Origin of the sequence: Enterobacter sp. RHBSTW-00593 (genome assembly GCF_013784105.1) — a bacterium.
Taxonomy (GTDB): Bacteria; Pseudomonadota; Gammaproteobacteria; order Enterobacterales; family Enterobacteriaceae; genus Enterobacter; species Enterobacter ludwigii.
Genome location: NZ_CP056393.1, coordinates 3,911,572 through 3,929,779, shown reverse-complemented (window position 1 = coordinate 3,929,779; position 18,208 = coordinate 3,911,572). Strand labels below are relative to the sequence as shown.

At 54.4% G+C, this 18,208-nt stretch carries 18 protein-coding genes and 3 tRNA genes; 11 read left to right on the top strand and 10 right to left on the bottom strand.

Annotated elements, in window-relative coordinates; translation table 11 throughout:
• Positions 1–44 precede the first annotated feature (44 nt).
• Positions 45–1,298: an N-acetylmuramoyl-L-alanine amidase AmiC gene (gene amiC, locus HV242_RS18820; protein ID WP_020883787.1), complete on the top strand. Its 1,254-nt coding sequence runs from the start codon at positions 45–47 to the stop codon at positions 1,296–1,298.
• Between the two features lie 88 nt (positions 1,299–1,386).
• Here the strand turns inward: amiC and HV242_RS18815 are convergent.
• The 3 genes from HV242_RS18815 to HV242_RS18805 form a co-directional block, all read right to left on the bottom strand.
• A tRNA-Met gene (locus tag HV242_RS18815) sits at positions 1,387–1,463 on the bottom strand.
• A 44-nt stretch (positions 1,464–1,507) separates the two neighbouring features.
• Positions 1,508–1,584: transfer RNA gene (locus HV242_RS18810), tRNA-Met, on the bottom strand.
• A 44-nt stretch (positions 1,585–1,628) separates the two neighbouring features.
• Positions 1,629–1,705, bottom strand: a tRNA-Met gene (locus tag HV242_RS18805).
• 209 nt (positions 1,706–1,914) lie between these two features.
• Here HV242_RS18805 and mltA point away from each other — a divergent pair.
• Positions 1,915–3,012: a murein transglycosylase A gene (mltA, locus tag HV242_RS18800; RefSeq protein ID WP_050737238.1), complete on the top strand. Its 1,098-nt coding sequence runs from the start codon at positions 1,915–1,917 to the stop codon at positions 3,010–3,012.
• 76 nt (positions 3,013–3,088) lie between these two features.
• Positions 3,089–3,895 (top strand): tRNA cyclic N6-threonylcarbamoyladenosine(37) synthase TcdA, encoded by an 807-nt coding sequence (gene tcdA / locus HV242_RS18795; RefSeq protein WP_006811804.1) that lies wholly within the window; start codon positions 3,089–3,091, stop codon positions 3,893–3,895.
• Here tcdA and csdE read toward each other — a convergent pair.
• Both csdE and csdA read right to left on the bottom strand, forming a co-directional pair.
• Positions 3,886–4,332, bottom strand: coding sequence for a cysteine desulfurase sulfur acceptor subunit CsdE (gene csdE / locus HV242_RS18790; protein ID WP_050737237.1), 447 nt, complete (start codon positions 4,330–4,332; stop codon positions 3,886–3,888). The genes tcdA and csdE overlap by 10 nt on opposite strands.
• The gene (gene csdA / locus HV242_RS18785) at positions 4,332–5,537 is read right to left on the bottom strand and encodes a cysteine desulfurase CsdA (protein WP_050737236.1); all 1,206 of its coding nucleotides are present in this window, start codon (positions 5,535–5,537) and stop codon (positions 4,332–4,334) included. Before csdA ends, csdE begins: the two co-directional genes overlap by 1 nt.
• A 202-nt stretch (positions 5,538–5,739) precedes the next feature.
• Here csdA and HV242_RS18780 point away from each other — a divergent pair, with 202 nt between their 5' ends.
• From HV242_RS18780 to rlmM, 4 genes are all read left to right on the top strand, one after another.
• Positions 5,740–5,967: a YgdI/YgdR family lipoprotein gene (locus HV242_RS18780; protein WP_003862759.1), complete on the top strand. Its 228-nt coding sequence runs from the start codon at positions 5,740–5,742 to the stop codon at positions 5,965–5,967.
• Positions 5,968–6,316: 349 nt separating this feature from the next.
• The gene (gcvA, locus tag HV242_RS18775; protein WP_014171433.1) at positions 6,317–7,234 is read left to right on the top strand and encodes a glycine cleavage system transcriptional regulator GcvA; all 918 of its coding nucleotides are present in this window, start codon (positions 6,317–6,319) and stop codon (positions 7,232–7,234) included.
• Positions 7,235–7,273: 39 nt separating this feature from the next.
• Complete coding sequence (locus tag HV242_RS18770) at positions 7,274–7,669, top strand: DUF423 domain-containing protein (protein WP_008499646.1); 396 nt, start codon at positions 7,274–7,276, stop codon at positions 7,667–7,669.
• Positions 7,662–8,762, top strand: a complete 1,101-nt coding sequence (gene rlmM, locus HV242_RS18765) for a 23S rRNA (cytidine(2498)-2'-O)-methyltransferase RlmM (protein WP_020883791.1) — start codon at positions 7,662–7,664, stop codon at positions 8,760–8,762. Before HV242_RS18770 ends, rlmM begins: the two co-directional genes overlap by 8 nt.
• Positions 8,763–8,819: 57 nt before the next feature.
• On the opposite strand, the gene xni is transcribed toward rlmM, so the two are convergent.
• The 5 genes from xni to queF form a co-directional block, all read right to left on the bottom strand.
• Positions 8,820–9,575 (bottom strand): flap endonuclease Xni, encoded by a 756-nt coding sequence (xni, locus tag HV242_RS18760; RefSeq protein ID WP_014171431.1) that lies wholly within the window; start codon positions 9,573–9,575, stop codon positions 8,820–8,822.
• A 112-nt stretch (positions 9,576–9,687) separates the two neighbouring features.
• Positions 9,688–11,055 (bottom strand): L-serine ammonia-lyase, encoded by a 1,368-nt coding sequence (locus HV242_RS18755; RefSeq protein WP_047356689.1) that lies wholly within the window; start codon positions 11,053–11,055, stop codon positions 9,688–9,690.
• 65 nt (positions 11,056–11,120) lie between these two features.
• Positions 11,121–12,416: an HAAAP family serine/threonine permease gene (locus tag HV242_RS18750; protein WP_020883794.1), complete on the bottom strand. Its 1,296-nt coding sequence runs from the start codon at positions 12,414–12,416 to the stop codon at positions 11,121–11,123.
• Between the two features lie 514 nt (positions 12,417–12,930).
• Positions 12,931–14,295, bottom strand: a complete 1,365-nt coding sequence (gene ppnN / locus HV242_RS18745; protein WP_014171428.1) for a nucleotide 5'-monophosphate nucleosidase PpnN — start codon at positions 14,293–14,295, stop codon at positions 12,931–12,933.
• Positions 14,296–14,411: 116 nt separating this feature from the next.
• The gene (gene queF / locus HV242_RS18740) at positions 14,412–15,254 is read right to left on the bottom strand and encodes an NADPH-dependent 7-cyano-7-deazaguanine reductase QueF (protein ID WP_020883795.1); all 843 of its coding nucleotides are present in this window, start codon (positions 15,252–15,254) and stop codon (positions 14,412–14,414) included.
• A 69-nt stretch (positions 15,255–15,323) separates the two neighbouring features.
• Here queF and syd point away from each other — a divergent pair, with 69 nt between their 5' ends.
• The 4 genes from syd to HV242_RS18720 all read left to right on the top strand — a co-directional run bounded on the left by syd (position 15,324) and on the right by HV242_RS18720 (position 18,076).
• Complete coding sequence (gene syd / locus HV242_RS18735; protein WP_050737235.1) at positions 15,324–15,869, top strand: SecY-interacting protein; 546 nt, start codon at positions 15,324–15,326, stop codon at positions 15,867–15,869.
• Positions 15,870–16,499: 630 nt separating this feature from the next.
• Positions 16,500–16,829, top strand: a complete 330-nt coding sequence (locus HV242_RS18730) for a YqcC family protein (RefSeq protein ID WP_047956040.1) — start codon at positions 16,500–16,502, stop codon at positions 16,827–16,829.
• Positions 16,826–17,611, top strand: coding sequence for a tRNA pseudouridine(65) synthase TruC (truC, locus tag HV242_RS18725; RefSeq protein WP_014171422.1), 786 nt, complete (start codon positions 16,826–16,828; stop codon positions 17,609–17,611). The genes HV242_RS18730 and truC overlap by 4 nt, the downstream gene beginning before the upstream one ends.
• A gap of 15 nt (positions 17,612–17,626) precedes the next feature.
• A complete protein-coding gene (locus HV242_RS18720; RefSeq protein WP_014171421.1) occupies positions 17,627–18,076 on the top strand; it encodes a flavodoxin in 450 nt (149 codons plus the stop codon).
• Positions 18,077–18,208 lie beyond the last annotated feature (132 nt).

Here is an 18,208-nt window from a genome sequence, read left to right as displayed (position 1 = left end):
TTAGCGATTTTGTAAATCAATCACTTTTCTTGCTCGGGAGAAGCATGTCGGGATCCAATTCAGCAATAAGCCGCCGCCGGTTGTTAAAAGGGGCAGGGGCGATGTGGTTGCTTAGCGTCAGCCAGGTGGGTCTTGCCGCCACCAGTCAGGTGGTGGCGGTGCGCGTCTGGCCGTCGTCGACCTATACACGCGTTACGGTAGAATCCAATCGGGTACTGAAATATAAGCAATTTGCTCTCAGCAATCCTGAACGTGTGGTGGTGGATCTCGAAGGTGTTAACCTCAACTCTGTGCTTAAGGGAATGGCGGCGCAGATCCGCGGCGACGATCCGTTTATCAAATCGGCGCGCGTGGGTCAGTTTGATCCGCAAACCGTGCGCATGGTGTTTGAGCTGAAGCAAAACGTTAAACCGCAGCTGTTTGCCCTGGCGCCTGTTGCGACGTTCAAAGAGCGTCTGGTCATGGATCTCTATCCGGCGAATGCGACGGATATTCAGGATCCGCTGCTGGCATTACTGGAAGACTACAACCAGGGCAACCTGGAGAAGCAGGTGCCACCGGCCCAGAGCGGTCCGCAGCCCGGAAAAGCAGGGCGCGATCGCCCGATTGTGATCATGCTGGATCCTGGCCATGGCGGCGAAGACTCGGGCGCAGTGGGGAAATATCGTACCCGGGAAAAAGATGTGGTGCTGCAAATCGCCCGCCGGCTGAAGGCGCTGATCGATAAAGAAGGCAATATGCGCGCCTATATGACGCGAAACGAAGATGTCTTTATTCCACTGAAAGTCCGCGTGGCGAAAGCCCAGAAGCAGCGTGCAGACTTGTTCGTCTCGATCCATGCCGATGCGTTTACCAGCCGCCAGCCGAGCGGTTCGTCGGTGTTTGCGCTCTCGACTAAAGGGGCAACCAGCACCGCCGCAAGATTCCTGGCTGACTCTCAGAACGCCTCGGACCTGATTGGCGGCGTGAGCAAAAGTGGCGACCGCTATGTCGACCACACCATGTTTGATATGGTGCAGTCGCTGACCATCACCGACAGCCTGAAATTTGGTAAAGCGGTGCTGGGCAAGCTAGGCAATGTTAATAAGCTGCACAAAAACAGCGTTGAACAGGCCGGGTTCGCGGTGCTGAAGGCCCCGGATATTCCGTCGATTCTGGTCGAGACCGCGTTTATCAGTAACGTGGAAGAGGAGCGTAAGCTCAGGACGGCAAAATTCCAGCAGGAAGTGGCAGAGTCGATTCTGGCAGGGATCCGGGCGTATTTCTCAGATGGGGCGACGCTGGCAAGGCTTGGGTAGTTGAGTGCGCCGGGTAACCGCCCGGCAGTTTCACACACCGCAGATACAAAAAAACACCCTGAAGGGTGTTTATTGTTTTTAGAAGTGTTGGTTGCGGGGGCCGGATTTGAACCGACGACCTTCGGGTTATGAGCCCGACGAGCTACCAGGCTGCTCCACCCCGCGTCCGTCTTTCTACTCTTGTAGAAACTTACTTCTTCAAATTTGATTGGTTGCGGGGGCCGGATTTGAACCGACGACCTTCGGGTTATGAGCCCGACGAGCTACCAGGCTGCTCCACCCCGCGTCCGTCTTCCTACTGTCGTAGAAGATACTTCATCAAATTTTAATTGGTTGCGGGGGCCGGATTTGAACCGACGACCTTCGGGTTATGAGCCCGACGAGCTACCAGGCTGCTCCACCCCGCGTCCGTGGAAGCGCACTATACTCGGTTAGGTTTGTGATGCAACCCCTTTTTCACATAAATCATTAACTTTGTATGTAAATTGAACGGCGCTGCGATATTTGGACTATTTTTTGCTCAGAATTTGCCAAAGGGCATGTGATTCCGTTTCTTTAGAACAGTGGGTTTGTTATCTTCATCACGCGGTAATGGGCAACTTTAAGACGAGATATAATGAAAGGACGTTGGGCGAAGTATCTAATGACAGGGGCAATGGTAGCCATTCTTGCGGCCTGCTCTTCTAAACCGACCGATCGCGGTCAACAGTATAAAGACGGGAAGCTATCCCAGCCTTTCTCTTTAGTTAATCAACCTGATGCCGTTGGCGCACCGATCAACGCCGGAGACTTTTCCGAGCAGGTTTACCAGATCCGCAACGCGTCGCCACGTCTGTATGGCTCACAGAGTAGCGTTTATAACGCGGTACAGGACTGGCTACGCGCGGGCGGTGATACGCGCAATATGCGCCAGTTTGGTATCGACGCCTGGCAGATGGAAGGGGCGGATAACTATGGCAACGTCCAGTTTACCGGTTACTACACCCCGGTTATCCAGGCGCGACACACGCGTCAGGGCGAGTTCCAGTATCCCATTTACCGAATGCCGCCTAAACGCGGTCGTCTGCCGTCCCGCGCTGAGATCTACTCCGGTGCGCTGGGCGAAAACTACGTTCTGGCCTACAGCAACTCGCTGATGGACAACTTCATCATGGATGTTCAGGGCAGCGGCTATATCGACTTTGGCGATGGCTCCCCCCTGAACTTCTTTAGTTATTCCGGTAAAAACGGTCATGCCTATCGCAGCATTGGTAAAGTGCTGATCGACAGAGGCGAAGTGAAAAAAGAAGACATGTCGATGCAGGCGATCCGCGAGTGGGGTGAAAAACACAGCGAAGCCGAAGTGCGTGAGCTGCTGGAACAGAACCCGTCGTTTGTCTTCTTTAAACCGCAAAACTTTGCGCCAGTGAAAGGGGCGAGTGCCGTTCCACTGATTGGCCGCGCCTCGGTAGCTTCGGATCGTTCTATTATTCCTGCGGGCACCACGCTGCTGGCGGAAGTGCCTCTGCTGGATAACAACGGCAAATTTAACGGTCAGTACGAGCTACGTCTGATGGTCGCGCTGGATGTCGGCGGTGCGATTAAAGGTCAGCACTTCGATATTTATCAGGGCATTGGCCCGGATGCGGGGCACCGTGCAGGCTGGTATAACCACTATGGGCGCGTATGGGTGCTCAAGGCAGCCCCTGGCAGCGGTAACGTATTCAGCGGCTGATTGTGGTATTCTGAGTCGTACTGAATTAACAGAGAAGGGTGAGGAATAACCTCACCCTTTTGACATCTGAGGTTTTATGTCTGTAGTAATCAGCGATGCCTGGCGTCAGCGTTTTGGCGGCACGGCACGTCTATATGGTGAAAAAGCCCTGCAGCTGTTTGCGGATGCGCATGTCTGCGTCGTGGGGATTGGCGGTGTTGGCTCCTGGGCGGCGGAAGCGCTGGCGAGAACCGGCATTGGCGCGATCACGCTGATTGATATGGATGACGTTTGCGTCACCAACACCAACCGTCAAATCCATGCCCTGCGCGATAACGTCGGGCTGGCGAAATCTGAGGTGATGGCGGAGCGTATTCGCCTGATTAACCCGGAATGCCGCGTGACGGTGATCGATGACTTTGTGACGGCAGATAACGTCGCCGAATACATGAGTAAAGGCTACAGCTATGTCATCGACGCTATCGACAGCGTGCGTCCAAAAGCGGCGTTGATTGCCTACTGTCGGCGTTACAAGGTTCCTCTGGTTACCACCGGGGGGGCTGGTGGGCAAATCGATCCCACGCAGATTCAGGTGGCCGATTTGGCAAAGACGATTCAGGACCCGCTGGCGGCCAAGCTGCGCGAGCGCTTAAAAAGCGATTTTAACGTCGTGAAAAACAGCAAAGGCAAGCTGGGCGTTGACTGTGTCTTTTCCACTGAAGCCCTGGTCTACCCGCAGGCTGACGGTTCGGTGTGTGCGATGAAAAGCACGGCGGAAGGGCCAAAAAGGATGGATTGTGCCTCAGGCTTTGGTGCGGCCACCATGGTGACCGCCTCTTTCGGCTTTGTTGCAGTCTCTCACGCCCTGAAGAAAATGATGGCGAAGGCGGAACGTCAGGCCTGAGCCTGACGCGCGGCCTCCTGTACTGCCTCACTGAGTGCGACCAGGCCCTGACCGCGCGAGGCGCTGAGCTGCGCCCGTAGCCCCAGTTCATCGAACAATGCCAGCGGCGAGTGCGTCTGCAGCTCCGCCGCGCTTTTCCCTTCCACGGCGGTTAATAGTACCGCCAGCAGCCCGCGAACGATACGCCCTTCGCTGTCGCCAAAGAAATGCAGTTTTTCACCGGATACCGTGCATCCCAGCCAGACGCGGTTCTCGCAGCCGGAAATCTCTTTCGCCTGCGCTTTGCGTTCGTCTGACAGCGCCGGCAACTGCTTGCCGAGCAGGATCAGCTGGCGATATTTGTCTTCCCATTGTAACAGCGGGGCGAAAGTCTGTTTTAAGGTCTCTTCTGTGATGACCGTGCCAAACGGATGTTCGGCTAACGCTGAACTCGTCATTAATCCACCAGTATTTCAAGGGCGCGGTCAACGGCATCAACCAGCGCATCCACATCGCTTTGCGTATTATACGGCGCAAACGACGCACGCAGCGTACCGCTAACACCCAGCGCGGCCAGTAATGGCTGCGCGCAGTGCTGGCCGGCACGCAGGGCAATGCCATACCCGGCAAGCAGCGTAACCATATCGCTATGATGAACGCCAGCAAAATCAAAGGCCAGCAGGCTTGAGTCCTGCACGCGGAACGATCGAAAACCCGGACGTTTCTGCAGCGCTTCTTCTGCAAGCGTCGCCAGACCCCGGCTCCAGCGTTCTGCCTGAGCGATATCCGTTTCAGCCAGCCATTCAAGCGCGGCACTCAGGCCGATGACGCCTGCGACGTTCGGCGTTCCGGCTTCCAGACGGTAAGGGACATCCTGAGTTTTAAAGCCCTCAAAGGTCACCTCGGTGATCATTTTGCCTCCCCCAAGCCATGGCGTCATTTGCGCCAGCAGGGCCGGTTTTCCGTACAGCACCCCGATCCCGGTTGGGCCATACAGCTTATGTCCTGAGAAGGCATAAAAATCAATATCCAGCTTTTGTACATCAGCGGGGAAATGCACCACGCCCTGGGCACCGTCGACCATCACCACCATGTCGTTAGCGTGGGCCACGTCGATGGCCAGAGCCAGATCCGGGCAACCCCCTGTGACGTTCGACATTTGTCCGAGTGCCAGAATGCGGCTGCGGGGGGTAATGAGCTCAGATAAGCGCGCTACGTCTGGCAGAAGATCTGCACCCAGCGGCAGTTTCACAATGCGCGCGCCCGTTTGCTCAGCCACCATTAGCCACGGAACCAGGTTGGCGTGATGTTCTGCCTCGCTGACAATAATTTCATCGCCGGGCTTAAGCCGCGGGCGCGCATAGCACTGGGCCACCATGTTAATGGCTTCAGTTGTGCCTCGCGTCCAGACGATGTTTTTCCCGCTTTCGGCGTTGATCAGGCGTGCGACCTGATCGCGTGCGGCTTCATAGCGCGCGGTTAATCGCTGTGCTTCGGCAAACTGGCTACGGTGCACGTTCCCGGCGCTCAGGCTGTAGAACTGCTGCGTCGCCTCAATGACTACCTGAGGCTTAAGGGCGGTGGCTGCGCTATCAAGGTAAATACCGGCATCGGCCAGCGCCGGGAACTGTGCGCGAAACTGCGCGGGACTGAAAGCGTTCATGGAATTCCTCATCTCAATAGTGAGATCGTCGCGCAATTTCATCGGCAGGGCAAGGAGGTTGATATCTATCAGATTTGTCTGCTAATCCTCACTTATCCTGGCGACTCTGAAAAAGCAGGTTATGCTAAATAAGGTTAGGTGAATGTTTAAGCCTGTTATAAATCGATGTTTGAATAGCATTAATTGCTAAAGGAGAATAAGCATGAAAAAGACAGCCGCCATTATCTCTGCCTGTGCGTTGACCTTTGCCCTGAGCGCCTGTTCCGGTAACAACTACGTAATGCATACTAACGATGGCCGTTCTATCGTCTCTGAAGGGAAACCGACAACCGATAACGACACCGGTATGATTTCTTATAAAGATGCGAACGGGAACAAGCAGCAGATTAATCGCACTGACGTGAAGGAAATGAAAGAAATCGAGCATTAATCGATCGCAGGCGAAAAAAAAGCACCGCAAATTGGCGGTGCTACATTAATCACTATGGACAGACAGGGTAAATGTACAGGAAGTGAAAAATTGGTAGCGTTGCTACCGTGGTCTGAATCGCAGACCAATTGCAAACACAACAACACAACATCACAACCGTAAGCCAAAAGCCCTTCAGAACACGCATTCCGAAAAAAGCTCTTCGTTCCGGCTCAGGAAGTGCCGCCACTATAGGTATTTGCTGGTAGTTCCTCAACGGACAAATTATAATGGCTCAGATAAAAAAAACTAATAGGTTAAACATTGTTTCCTGTTTGTTAAATCTCGTTAACATCTAAGCCAGATAACCATGTCGAAGCGATTGCCACCCCTAAATGCATTACGTGTTTTTGATGCAGCAGCACGTCACCTGAGTTTCACGCGCGCAGCCGATGAGCTTTTTGTGACACAGGCCGCAGTAAGTCACCAAATCAAGTCTCTGGAGGATTTCCTGGGCCTTAAGCTGTTCCGTCGGCGCAACCGTTCATTACTGTTGACCGAAGAGGGGCAGAGCTATTTTCAGGATATTAAAGAGATTTTTTCCCAGCTCACGGAAGCCACGCGCAAGCTGCAGGCCCGCAGTGCAAAAGGCGCGCTGACGGTAAGTTTATTACCCAGTTTTGCCATTCAGTGGCTGGTGCCAAGACTCACAAGCTTTAACTCAGCTTATCCGGGAATCGACGTTCGAATCCAGGCGGTGGACCGTCAGGAAGACAAGCTGGCCGATGATGTGGACGTCGCCATTTTTTATGGCCGCGGTAACTGGCCAGGCTTGCGTGTCGAAAAATTATACGCAGAATATCTGCTGCCGGTCTGTTCACCGCTGCTCTTAACGGGCGAAAAGGCGCTGAAGACCCCCGCTGACCTGGCGCGACATACGCTTTTACATGATGCTTCTCGCCGTGACTGGCAAACTTATACCCGTCAATTAGGTCTTAATCATATAAACGTGCAGCAGGGCCCCATTTTTAGCCACAGCGCAATGGTGTTACAGGCTGCCATTCACGGGCAAGGCGTGGCGTTGGCGAATAACGTCATGGCGCAGTCCGAAATTGAGGCAGGCCGTCTGGTTTGTCCATTTAATGATGTGCTGGTCAGCAAGAACGCGTTTTATCTGGTTTGTCATGACAGTCAGGCAGAACTGGGTAAAATAGCCGCTTTCCGACAGTGGATTCTGGCGAAAGCGGCGAGTGAGCAAGAAAAATTCCGCTTCAGGTATGAACAGTAACTTTTGTGTGCCGGGCACGCATCACTTTAGGATTTAAACATGACCAGCCGATTCATGCTGATTTTTGCCGCGGTGAGTGGCTTTATTTTTGTTGCACTGGGCGCCTTTGGCGCACATGTATTAAGCAAGTCGTTGGGGGCGGTAGAAATGGGCTGGATCCAGACCGGCCTTGAATACCAGGCATTCCACACGCTGGCGATTTTTGGGCTGGCGGTGGCAATGCAGCGCCGCATCAGCATCTGGTTTTACTGGAGCAGCGTATTCCTGGCGTTAGGCACCGTGTTGTTCAGCGGTAGTCTGTACTGCCTGGCGCTTTCGCATTTACGCCTGTGGGCGTTTGTTACACCTGTTGGCGGCGTCAGCTTCCTGGCAGGTTGGGTATTAATGTTTATCGGAGCCATCCGTCTGAAACGCAAGGGCGTTGTTCATGAATAAGGTTGTTTTATATTGTCGCCCGGGGTTTGAGAAAGAGTGCGCCGCGGAAATTACTGATAAAGCGGCGAAGCGCGAAGTCTTTGGCTTTGCACGCGTTAAAGAAAATGCCGGCTACGTCGTATTCGAGTGCTACCAGCCTGAGGATGCGGATAAACTCGCGCGTGAGCTGCCGTTCAGCTCCCTGATCTTCGCTCGCCAGATGTTTGTCGCCGGTGAACTGCTAAAAGATCTTCCGCCGGAAGACCGCATCACGCCGGTCGTGGGTATGCTGCAGGGCGTCGTGGAAAAGGGTGGCGAGCTGCGTGTTGAAGTCGCGGATACCAACGAAAGCAAAGAGCTGATGAAGTTCTGCCGTAAGTTCACCGTACCGCTGCGCGCTGCACTGCGTGACGCAGGCGTGCTGACAAACTACGAAACGCCAAAACGTCCGGTGGTGCATATATTCTTTATCGCCCCTGGCTGCTGCTACACGGGTTACTCCTACACCAATAACAACTCTCCCTTCTTCATGGGCATTCCGCGTCTGAAATTCCCTTCAGATGCGCCAAGCCGTTCTACCCTGAAGCTGGAAGAGGCGTTCCACGTGTTTATCCCGGCGGATGAGTGGGATGAGCGTCTGGCGAACGGCATGTACGCGGTCGATCTCGGCGCGTGTCCGGGCGGCTGGACCTATCAACTGGTGAAACGCAACATGTGGGTCTCTTCGGTTGATAACGGCCCGATGGCCCAGAGCCTGATGGATACCGGACAGGTCACCTGGCTGCGTGAAGATGGTTTCCGCTATCGTCCCACCCGCAACAACATCTCCTGGATGGTGTGCGATATGGTTGAGAAGCCAGCAAAAGTGGCCGCGCTGATGGCCTCCTGGCTGGTGAACGGCTGGTGCCGTGAGACTATCTTTAACCTCAAGCTGCCGATGAAAAAGCGCTATGAGGAAGTCTCGCAAAACCTGGCCTATATCCAGGCGCAAATGGATGAGCACGGCATTAACGTGGAGATTCAGGCGCGCCAGCTGTATCACGACCGCGAAGAAGTGACGGTGCACATTCGTCGCTGGTGGGCTGCTGTCGGCGGACGTCGCGACGAGCGATAATACGCGTTACATTGCCCGGTGGCGTTTTGCTTGCCGGGCGATTCATCTGAAAACGATTTAACGTTCTAAGCGCAACTGCTGCAAGTTCCCGTCCAGCTGCAAATCCGTCTGTAACGTCGCCACATCCCGGCAGATAAAGGCCATCTCTTTATGCGCCTCCAGCTTTTTGCGCCATTTTTCGGGGACCTCGTCCAGCCTGGCGTAAATCCCTTCCAGACTCTGAAAATCTGTCAGCAGTTGGGCGGCACTTTTCGGCCCGATGCCTGCCACTCCCGGAACCTTCGAGCTGCTTATTCCGGCCAGCCCCCAGTAGTCAGGAAGTTGTTCCGGCGAGACGCCAAACTCACTGGCGATAAAGGGGGCATCAAGCCAGCGCTTCTGGAAGTAATCGCGAATGCGGACGGTGGGCGAAAGCAGCTGGCAGTAGCCTTTATCGGTTGAGACGATGGTGGCCTGATGTCCGGCGCTCGCGACCTTGACGGCTAACGTGGCAGCCAGATCATCGGCTTCATTGCCATGGGCTCCCCAGCAGGGAACGCCGCGCTGTTCAAAGGCGGCGCGAATGGCCGGCATTTCGGCATGCAAATCGTCAGGCATTGGTGCGCGCCCGGCCTTGTAGTCGGGAAGGCGCTGGTGTCGCCAGCCGCTGTTACGCGCTTCGTCATCAAAAACGGCAACCACATGGGTCGGTTCGCTATGGCGGATAAGTTGCTCCAGCGCGTGCAGACACGTGTCCTTACAGGGCGTACCTTGCACCGCATGGATCCGGCGAATGAGGTTGAGCGCATCGACGATAAGCAAATGAACAGCCACAGATAATCTCCCTTCTGTTTAATGGGGGAAGGGTAACATTGTCAGCGGTGGGAAACTATGTGCGGTGGGGAAAACAGGAAGAAGCCTCGCAAAACGAGGCTTCCTGAAAGGCTTAATCGCAGGTCACGATCTTCATCGCCAGGCCGCCGCGAGATGTTTCGCGGTATTTGGCGTTCATATCTTTACCTGTTTCGTACATGGTTTCGATAACTTTATCGAGGCAAACGCGCGGTTCACTGGTACGACGCAGCGCCATACGTGCGGCGTTGACCGCCTTCACGGAGGCGATGGCGTTACGCTCGATGCAAGGCACCTGTACCTGTCCGGCAACCGGGTCGCAGGTCAGACCCAGGTTATGTTCCATGCCGATTTCAGCCGCAATACAGACCTGTGTCGGGCTTGCGCCCAGCAGTTCTGCCAGACCCGCCGCAGCCATGGAGCAGGCGACGCCAACTTCACCCTGACAGCCTACTTCTGCACCGGAAATGGAGGCGTTCATCTTGTACAGTGAACCAATCGCACTGGCGACCAGCAGGTAGCGTGCCAGCGAGTTGGCGTTCACTTCGCGGATAAACTTGTCGTAGTACGCCAGTACCGCCGGAACGATACCGCAGGCGCCGTTAGTCGGTGCTGTCACCACGCGGCCACCCGCAGCGTTCTCTTCGTTTACCGCCAGCGCGAACATATTGATCCAGTCAACGACCGCCATGGGGTCCGTGGTCGTTTTGTCGGTGCTCACGAGCATCCGACGCAGCGCTGCCGCACGGCGTGGTACGCGAAGCTTACCGGGCAGAACGCCTTCGGTAGTGATCCCGCGTTCGATACCGCCGCGCATGACTTCCCAGACGCTGGTGAAGTGCTGCTCCAGCTCCGCTTTGCTGTGCAAGGCCAGCTCGTTTTTCATCATCAGGCCGGAAAGGGAGAGACCCGTTTCCTGGCAGTGACGCTGAAGATCCGCCGCGGTTTTGTACGGATAAGGCACGTCAACGGAGGATGTGCTGGTTTCACCAAAGTGGTCTTCGTCGACGATAAACCCGCCGCCGATAGAGTAGTAAGTCTGGCTGTATACCACTTTGTCGCCTGCCAGTGCGGTAATACGCATCCCGTTTTCGTGCAGTGACAGGTTGTCAGCATGGAAATTCATGCAATGATCAACCGGGAATTCCACTTCATGTTCGCCATTTGCCAGCAGCAGGCGACCGTGGGTATTGACGTCCTGGATGAAACCAGGGATCGCATCAATATCAACGGTATCCGGCAGGTTTCCTGCCAGGCCCATGATAATGGCGATATCGGTATGGTGGCCCTTACCTGTCAGGGAGAGAGAGCCGTACACATCGACAACCACGCGGGTTACGTCGTGCAAAATGCCGCGCGCAATCAAGTCATCCGTGAACTGCTTACCGGCTTTCATTGGTCCGACGGTGTGAGAGCTGGAAGGACCAATACCGATTTTGAAAATATCGAATACGCTAATCATGATGCGTCCATTGCTTTCAGTCAGAGGGGGAGGAGTGCGCCGTCCTGAGACGGCGCGGGTGATAATCAGAACATGGTGTACAGGGAGTAGAAGATTGCGGAGATAGCGATAAGCCCCATGATAACCACGAAGATATTGCTAATCTGACCGCTATACTTGCGCATGGCAGGTACTTTCTGAATCGCGTACATCGGCATCAGGAACAGAATCATCGCGATAACCGGGCCGCCCAGGGTTTCAATCATGCCCAGGATGCTTGGGTTCAGCGTGGCAACTGCCCAGGTGGTGACCAGCATGAACAGCGCGGTCATCTTGTTCAGTTTGTTGACTTCAATGCTCTTGCCTTTACCGCGCAGAGATTTAATCACCATACCGTTGAAGCCTTCACGTGCGCCCAGGTAGTGGCCGAGGAAGGATTTGGTAATGGCGATGATCGCGATGATAGGTGCCATCCACGCGATGACCGGTGCGTTAAAGTGGTTCGCCAGGTAAGACAGAATGGTGATGTTCTGCTCTTTCGCTGCCGCCAGATCCGCCGGGGAGAGGCTCAGTACGCAGCTGAAGACGAAGAACATAACGGTCAGCACCATCATGATGTGTGCACGCGCCAGGATGCTGGAGCATTTCTTCTCTGCACCGTCGCCGTACTCTTCACGCTTCGCCACGGCGAAGGAGGAGATGATCGGTGAGTGGTTAAAGGAGAATACCATCACCGGGATCGCCAGCCACAGGGTCATCAGCAGGCCGTTACCGGTTGCAGATGCGCTGCTCAGGGAGAGCGTTTCCAGCGCGGCACCGTGCCACTGTGGAATCAGATACAGCGCCAGTACCATCAGTGCAGCCACAAACGGGAACACCAGGATGCTCATCGCTTTCACGATCATCTGCTCACCGAAACGGACAATGGTCATCATGCCCACAATCAGGATCAGAGACAGAATGGCACGCGGTGGTGGCGTCATGTGCAGCTGGTGCAGCATGAAGCTTTCAACGGTGTTAGTGATTGCAACGCTGTAAACCAGCAAAATAGGGTAAATCGCGAAGAAGTAGAGCAGGGTAATCAGTTTACCTGCGCCCACGCCGAAATGTTCTTCAACGACTTCAGTAATGTCTTCGCCAGGATTTTTACCGGACAGCACGAAGCGGGTCAGGCCGCGGTGCGCAAAGTAGGTCATCGGGAAGGCAATGATAGCCATGATGATCAGCGGAATCAGACCGCCGACGCCTGCGTTAATAGGAAGGAACAATACACCAGCGCCGATAGCTGTGCCGTAAAGGCCAAGCATCCACATGGTATCTGATTTGCGCCAACCACTTCGGGATTCAATCGAAGCAACGGTGCTGGTTTGAGTGGTTTCCATCTGTATCTCCTGGAGGAAGCAAATTGTCAGGTTTGTAGTCAAATCCGATGAAAAAGTGCCTGACGGTAATATGAAATTCGTTCAGTGACGGTTTTTTAATAATTTTCGCCCGTAACTATTGGCGGGCGGAAAGATACATTCTCGTTATGAATCTATCAGTGATCCCGATCCCAATTGCAATAATCCACTTTTGATGTGGGCATCTTTAGACCATTTATCTATTAAAAAAACATCGAAGAGGATTTACGGGCGCGAAGGCTACCATCAACAACATGTGAGCTAAAAGAGCACCCGCGAAGATAGGTGTCTTACGCTGTAAAGAAATGGGTTTTTAGGATTTTCTGGCAGGTAATTTAGTTTAAGGCTGATAATTTACGGTTGTAAAAACGAGGTAATCGTTTGCGTGGCATCAGAGTTTGTAAAAGGTATAAGCAATATCTATGAGTTGTTTCGGTAATAAAAAAGCCGGGCCCCACAGCATCGTGACCCGGCTTTTATCAGGAGAGTGAAAATGTTACGTGCAGATTTCGTAGCAAGGAATGTACGCTGACCCGGGTAGCTTCATGCGGTGCTGGGCAACAAAGCCCTGCAGCATGTCATCCATGCGGCGCATCATTTCGCGATCGCCATGGATCTTATACGGACCATACTTCTCAATAGCACGGATACCCATCTCTTTCACGTTACCCGCCACGATGCCGGAGAAGGCGCGTCGCAGGTCGGCAGCCAGGACTTCTACCGGCTGGTCCGGGTACAGTTTCAGGTTGGCCATGTTTTCGTGGGATGGTTCGAACGGGATCTGCAGGTCCGGCGCGATGCGGATTGACCAGTTAAAGCTGTAGGCATCTCCGGTATCGCGACGGTTCTCTTTTACCAGCGGCATCGCTTTTTTCATCTGACGCGCCACTTCTGCCGCATCGTCAATGATGATGCGATAGTGACGACGCGCGGTTTCCCCCAGCGTATGCACGATAAACTCGTCCAGTACGCGGAAGTAGTCAGCGCTCTCTTTCGGCCCGGTCAGGATCAACGGCAGAACCTGATCTTTGTTAGCCGGGTTCATCAGAATACCCAGCAGGTAGAGCAGCTCTTCTGCGGTTCCCACGCCGCCCGGGAAGATGATTATCCCGTGGGCGATACGGACAAACGCCTCGAGGCGCTTCTCGATATCCGGCATAATAATCAGTTCGTTAACCAGCGGGTTAGGTGGCTCAGCGGCGATGATCGACGGCTCGGTCATGCCGATAAAGCGCCCTTCTTTGTAACGCTGCTGAGCGTGTCCCACTGCCGCGCCTTTCATTGGCGCTTCCATCGCCCCGGGACCACAGCCGGTACAGATATTCAGCTCACGCAGGCCGAGCTGGTTTCCCACCCGACGGGCATAGAGATATTCGGTTTCGTTAATCGAGTGACCACCCCAGCAGACGACCATATTAGGGGCTTCGCCCACGTGCAGGGCGCGGGCGTTACGTAAAATGGAGAACACCAGATTGGTGATATGTACAGAGCTTTCCAGGTCGAGATGCTGGAAGCGGCCCGCGTTGTGGATCTGCCCGTTAACAAACAGGATGTCACGCAGCACGGCAAACAGGTTGGCCTGAAGGGAGCGAATGATGCGCCCGTCCACAAAGGCCTCTTCCGGCGGGTTGATCACTTCAAGTTTCACGCCACGCTCGCGGCGCAGCACGTTGATATCAAAGCTTTCGAAGCGGGACAGCAGCTCTTTACTGTTGTCGGTCAGGCTTCCGGAGTTCAGTACGGCAAGTGAACAGTTACGAAACAATTGATAAAGATCGCTGCTGGCCGTGCGTTTAAGCATGTCCACTTCCAGCTGCGACAACATATCCATTGAGCCAAGAGGGCTAATATGTGTAATCAAGTGAGCTCCTTACGGGACGATTATCGTCTTTCCCTGTTGATTACAATAGCCCTGGCTTACGACGTTTCACAACCTAAAGCGCGGAATAGACCGCGCATATTGCGAAAATATTTAGGTTACTGGCGTACAAGACGGCCGGTGGCAGGCACAAAGTCCGTGTTGGTGCGCCATGGATTGATATCCAGACCACCACGGCGGGTGTAGCGCGCATAAACGCTTAACGTTTCGGGATGACAGAAACGCTGAATATCATTAAAGATGCGCTCCACGCACTGCTCGTGGAATTCGTTGTGATGGCGGAACGACACCAGGTAGCGCAGCAGTTTTTCCCGGTCAATCTTCGGACCGCGATACTGGATCTGCACGGAGCCCCAGTCCGGCTGATGGGTGATCAGGCAGTTGGATTTCAGTAAATGACTTACCAGCGTCTCTTCAACGGTCTTTCCGCTTGCCGCATTTTCGAGGTAATCGGTACTGAATTCGTAATTATCCACTGCGATATCCTGATCGTCGATGCAGGTGCCGTTGAAGTGGGCAACCGGCTGCCCTTCCAGCTCATTCAGACGATAGAGTGACACGCTCACCTTGCCCTGTGCGCAGGCGCTTAAATCCCGCTCCAGGGTATGCTGAACCTCTTCCTGGCTGTCGAATTTGGTCTGGTTAAAGCTGTTGAGATAGAGCTTAAAGCTTTTGGATTCCACCAGGTTCTGGCTGGCATAATCCAGTTCAACATGGCCCACTGCGACCTGCGGCAGACCGCGGGCGTTGAGCCAGGAAAGCTCGTACAGCGTCCAGATATCACCGCCAACAAACGGCAGCGCGTCAGCGCGCAGGCCCAGAGGATCGCGATTCAGACTGCGCGGTACGCCCTGCAGCAGGCTTGCATCGTAGGTGTCGCGGTAATCGGTCGATTTACCCAGCGTTAAGCCCGTTAACGCCTGATGATTTTCGTAAGACATGTTTCATAGCCACTTTACAGGTACACTTATGGGCTGAGTTTATCCTGTCTTACAAGAAGAGAGAAATCGGTGGACATCGAAACTGCAAATGCCCTCATTGCCTTCACGACCCGCTATTGCGATGCATGGCATGAAACGCACGGCACTTGGCCGCAAAGCACTGACTTATATGGCGTACCTTCGCCGTGTATTATCTCTTCTCCGGATGATTACGTTATCTGGCAACCGCAATCCCCGACGGGTGAGCAAAATGTAAATGCGGTTGAACGGGCAATGGACATTGTGGTACAACCAGCGGTTCACGCGTTTTATACCACGCAATTTGCAGGGGATATGCCTGCGCGATTTGCTGGTATCACGCTGACGCTGTTGCAGACCTGGAGTGAAGACGATCTGCAGCGTGTTCAGGAAAACCTGATTGGTCATCTGGTCACGCAAAAACGCCTTAAGCTTTCTCCGACGCTCTTTATTGCCACGCTGGACAGTGAACTGGACGTTATCTCTGTCTGCAACCTGTCTGGTGAAGTGGTTAAAGAGACCATCGGTACCCGCAATCGCGAGACTCTCGCCCCCTCACTTGCGGAATTCCTTACCCGACTTGAGCCACTTCTGTAATCCACGATGCTATCGCGCGTGTGAGAGATCTCTTACAGAGTTGTGAGAGATCGCTGGATCATTCAGTATTGCCTTATTTAATTAAGATTAACATTACTCTATTTTTCAATATGTTAATGAGGTATCGCCGCATCCGGGGGGGCACGGGACGGCTTACAGCGCTGCCAGCATGGGTTGTAAGACGAAGCAGAATAGCGGATTCTAGTTGTGTCGACAGGACGCCGACACGAGAAACGAACATCAGGATGATGGCGTTTCTCACCAGGAACACGTCAGGATGACGCTGCAGGAAGGCTTCTGGATGAAGCAAAAGGATCGCGCAGGATGCGTAAGGGACACCTCCAGGAAGGGAGAATGAGAGCCGGTCAGGATGGTCGGTGGGTCAGGATGGCCAGGACGTTTCAGGATGAAACAAACACATCAGGACGATGTGAGCAGGATGCGCAAGGTGAAGGATGACCAGGCCTTCGGGCTTCAGGAAAAGTTGTCACGGATGAGCAGGGAGCACGAATTGTAGCTGGATTGCTGCGGAACGAACCGGGAGCACTGTTTTTACAGTGCTCCCTTTTTTTATTTCTGTCTCCTGCAATGCTATGCTGCGCGCCGTTCACTTTTTCAGTTGAGGTTACTATGACGCAACACGATAGCGTTCGTGCCCGGTTGCACGCCATCGAGGCATTATTGCGCCAACATCAGCTGTGGCAGGAGACCGCGCCGCAGCCAGAAGCCTTCGCAAGCACTCAGCCGTTCTGTCTGGATACGCTGGCACCGTTCGAATGGCTCCAGTGGGTATTAATTCCGCGCATGCACGCGCTGCTCGACGGCGGCCACCCGCTGCCGCAGGCGTTCGCTGTTGCGCCTTATTATGAAATGGCGCTGGACGCGACCCACCCTACGCGCGATGTCATGCTGATTGAGCTGGAAAAGCTGGATGCTGTGTTTGCCGGTGAAGATGCATGACGCTTGAGATCCTCTATCAGGATGAGTGGCTGGTCGCGGTAAACAAACCGTCTGGCTGGCTGGTGCACCGAAGCTGGCTGGACCGCGATGAAAAAGTGGTGGTGATGCAAACCGTGCGCGACCAGATTGGTCAGCACGTCTTTACGGCTCATCGTCTCGACAGGCCAACCTCCGGTGTGTTGCTGATGGGGCTTTCCAGCGAAGCGGGCCGCCTGCTGTCGCAGCAGTTTGAACAGCACCAGATCCAGAAACGCTACCACGCGATCGTTCGTGGCTGGCTGACGGAGAGCGCCACGCTCGATTATCCTCTGGTGGAAGAGCTGGACAAAATTGCCGATAAATTTGCCCGCGATGACAAAGGCCCGCAGCCTGCCGTGACGGATTACCGCGGCATGGCGACCACGGAAATGCCGGTGGCAACCAGCAAGTTTCCGACCACCCGCTACAGTCTGGTTGAGCTGTTGCCCAAAACCGGGCGCAAACACCAGCTCCGCCGTCACCTGAAACATCTGCGTCATCCGATTATTGGTGACAGCAAGCACGGCGATTTGCGCCAGAACCGCAGTGCTGCCGAACATTTTGGCTGCGACCGTCTGATGCTGCATGCCAGTGAACTGAGCCTGACGCACCCGTTTACCGGCGAACCGCTGACTCTCCATGCGGGGCTGGACAACGTCTGGATGCAGGCCCTGTCACAGTTTGGCTGGCTGGGGCAACTCCCCGAAAATGAAAGGGTTGAGTTTGTATCGGGCAACGTCCAGGATGAACAGCAAGCGCAATAATCAAGGAAATACATCATGGCTGAAGTGGGCATTTTTGTCGGCACAATGTACGGCAACTCGCTGCTGGTAGCAGAAGAGGCTGAGGCGATACTCGCAGGCCAGGGCCATAAAGCCACGGTCTATGAAGACCCGGAGCTGGCAGACTGGGAAAAGTACAAAGATAAATACATTCTGGTGGTTACCTCCACTACCGGGCAGGGCGATCTGCCGGACAGCATCGTGCCGCTTTTCCAGGCAATCAAGGATCAGCTTGGCTATCAGCCGGATGTTCACTACGGCATCATTGCTCTGGGCGACAGTTCTTACGCCAATTTCTGCGGCGGTGGTAAGCAGTTCGATGCGCTTTTGCAGGAACAGAGCGCGCAACGCGTCGGTGAGATGTTGCTGATTGATGCAGGTGAACACCCTGAGCCAGAGAGTGAATCGAACCCGTGGGTTGAACACTGGGCAACGCTGCTTAAATAACCCTCTGGCCGGGCAGCCCTTCGCATACCCGGGCCCCCGCGCCCACGTGGCGCGAGCGCAAACACAAAACGGTAACGTCGGTTACCGTTTTGCTTTTCTCCCGCCTTCCGGCGAATTCCGTGAACTACCTTC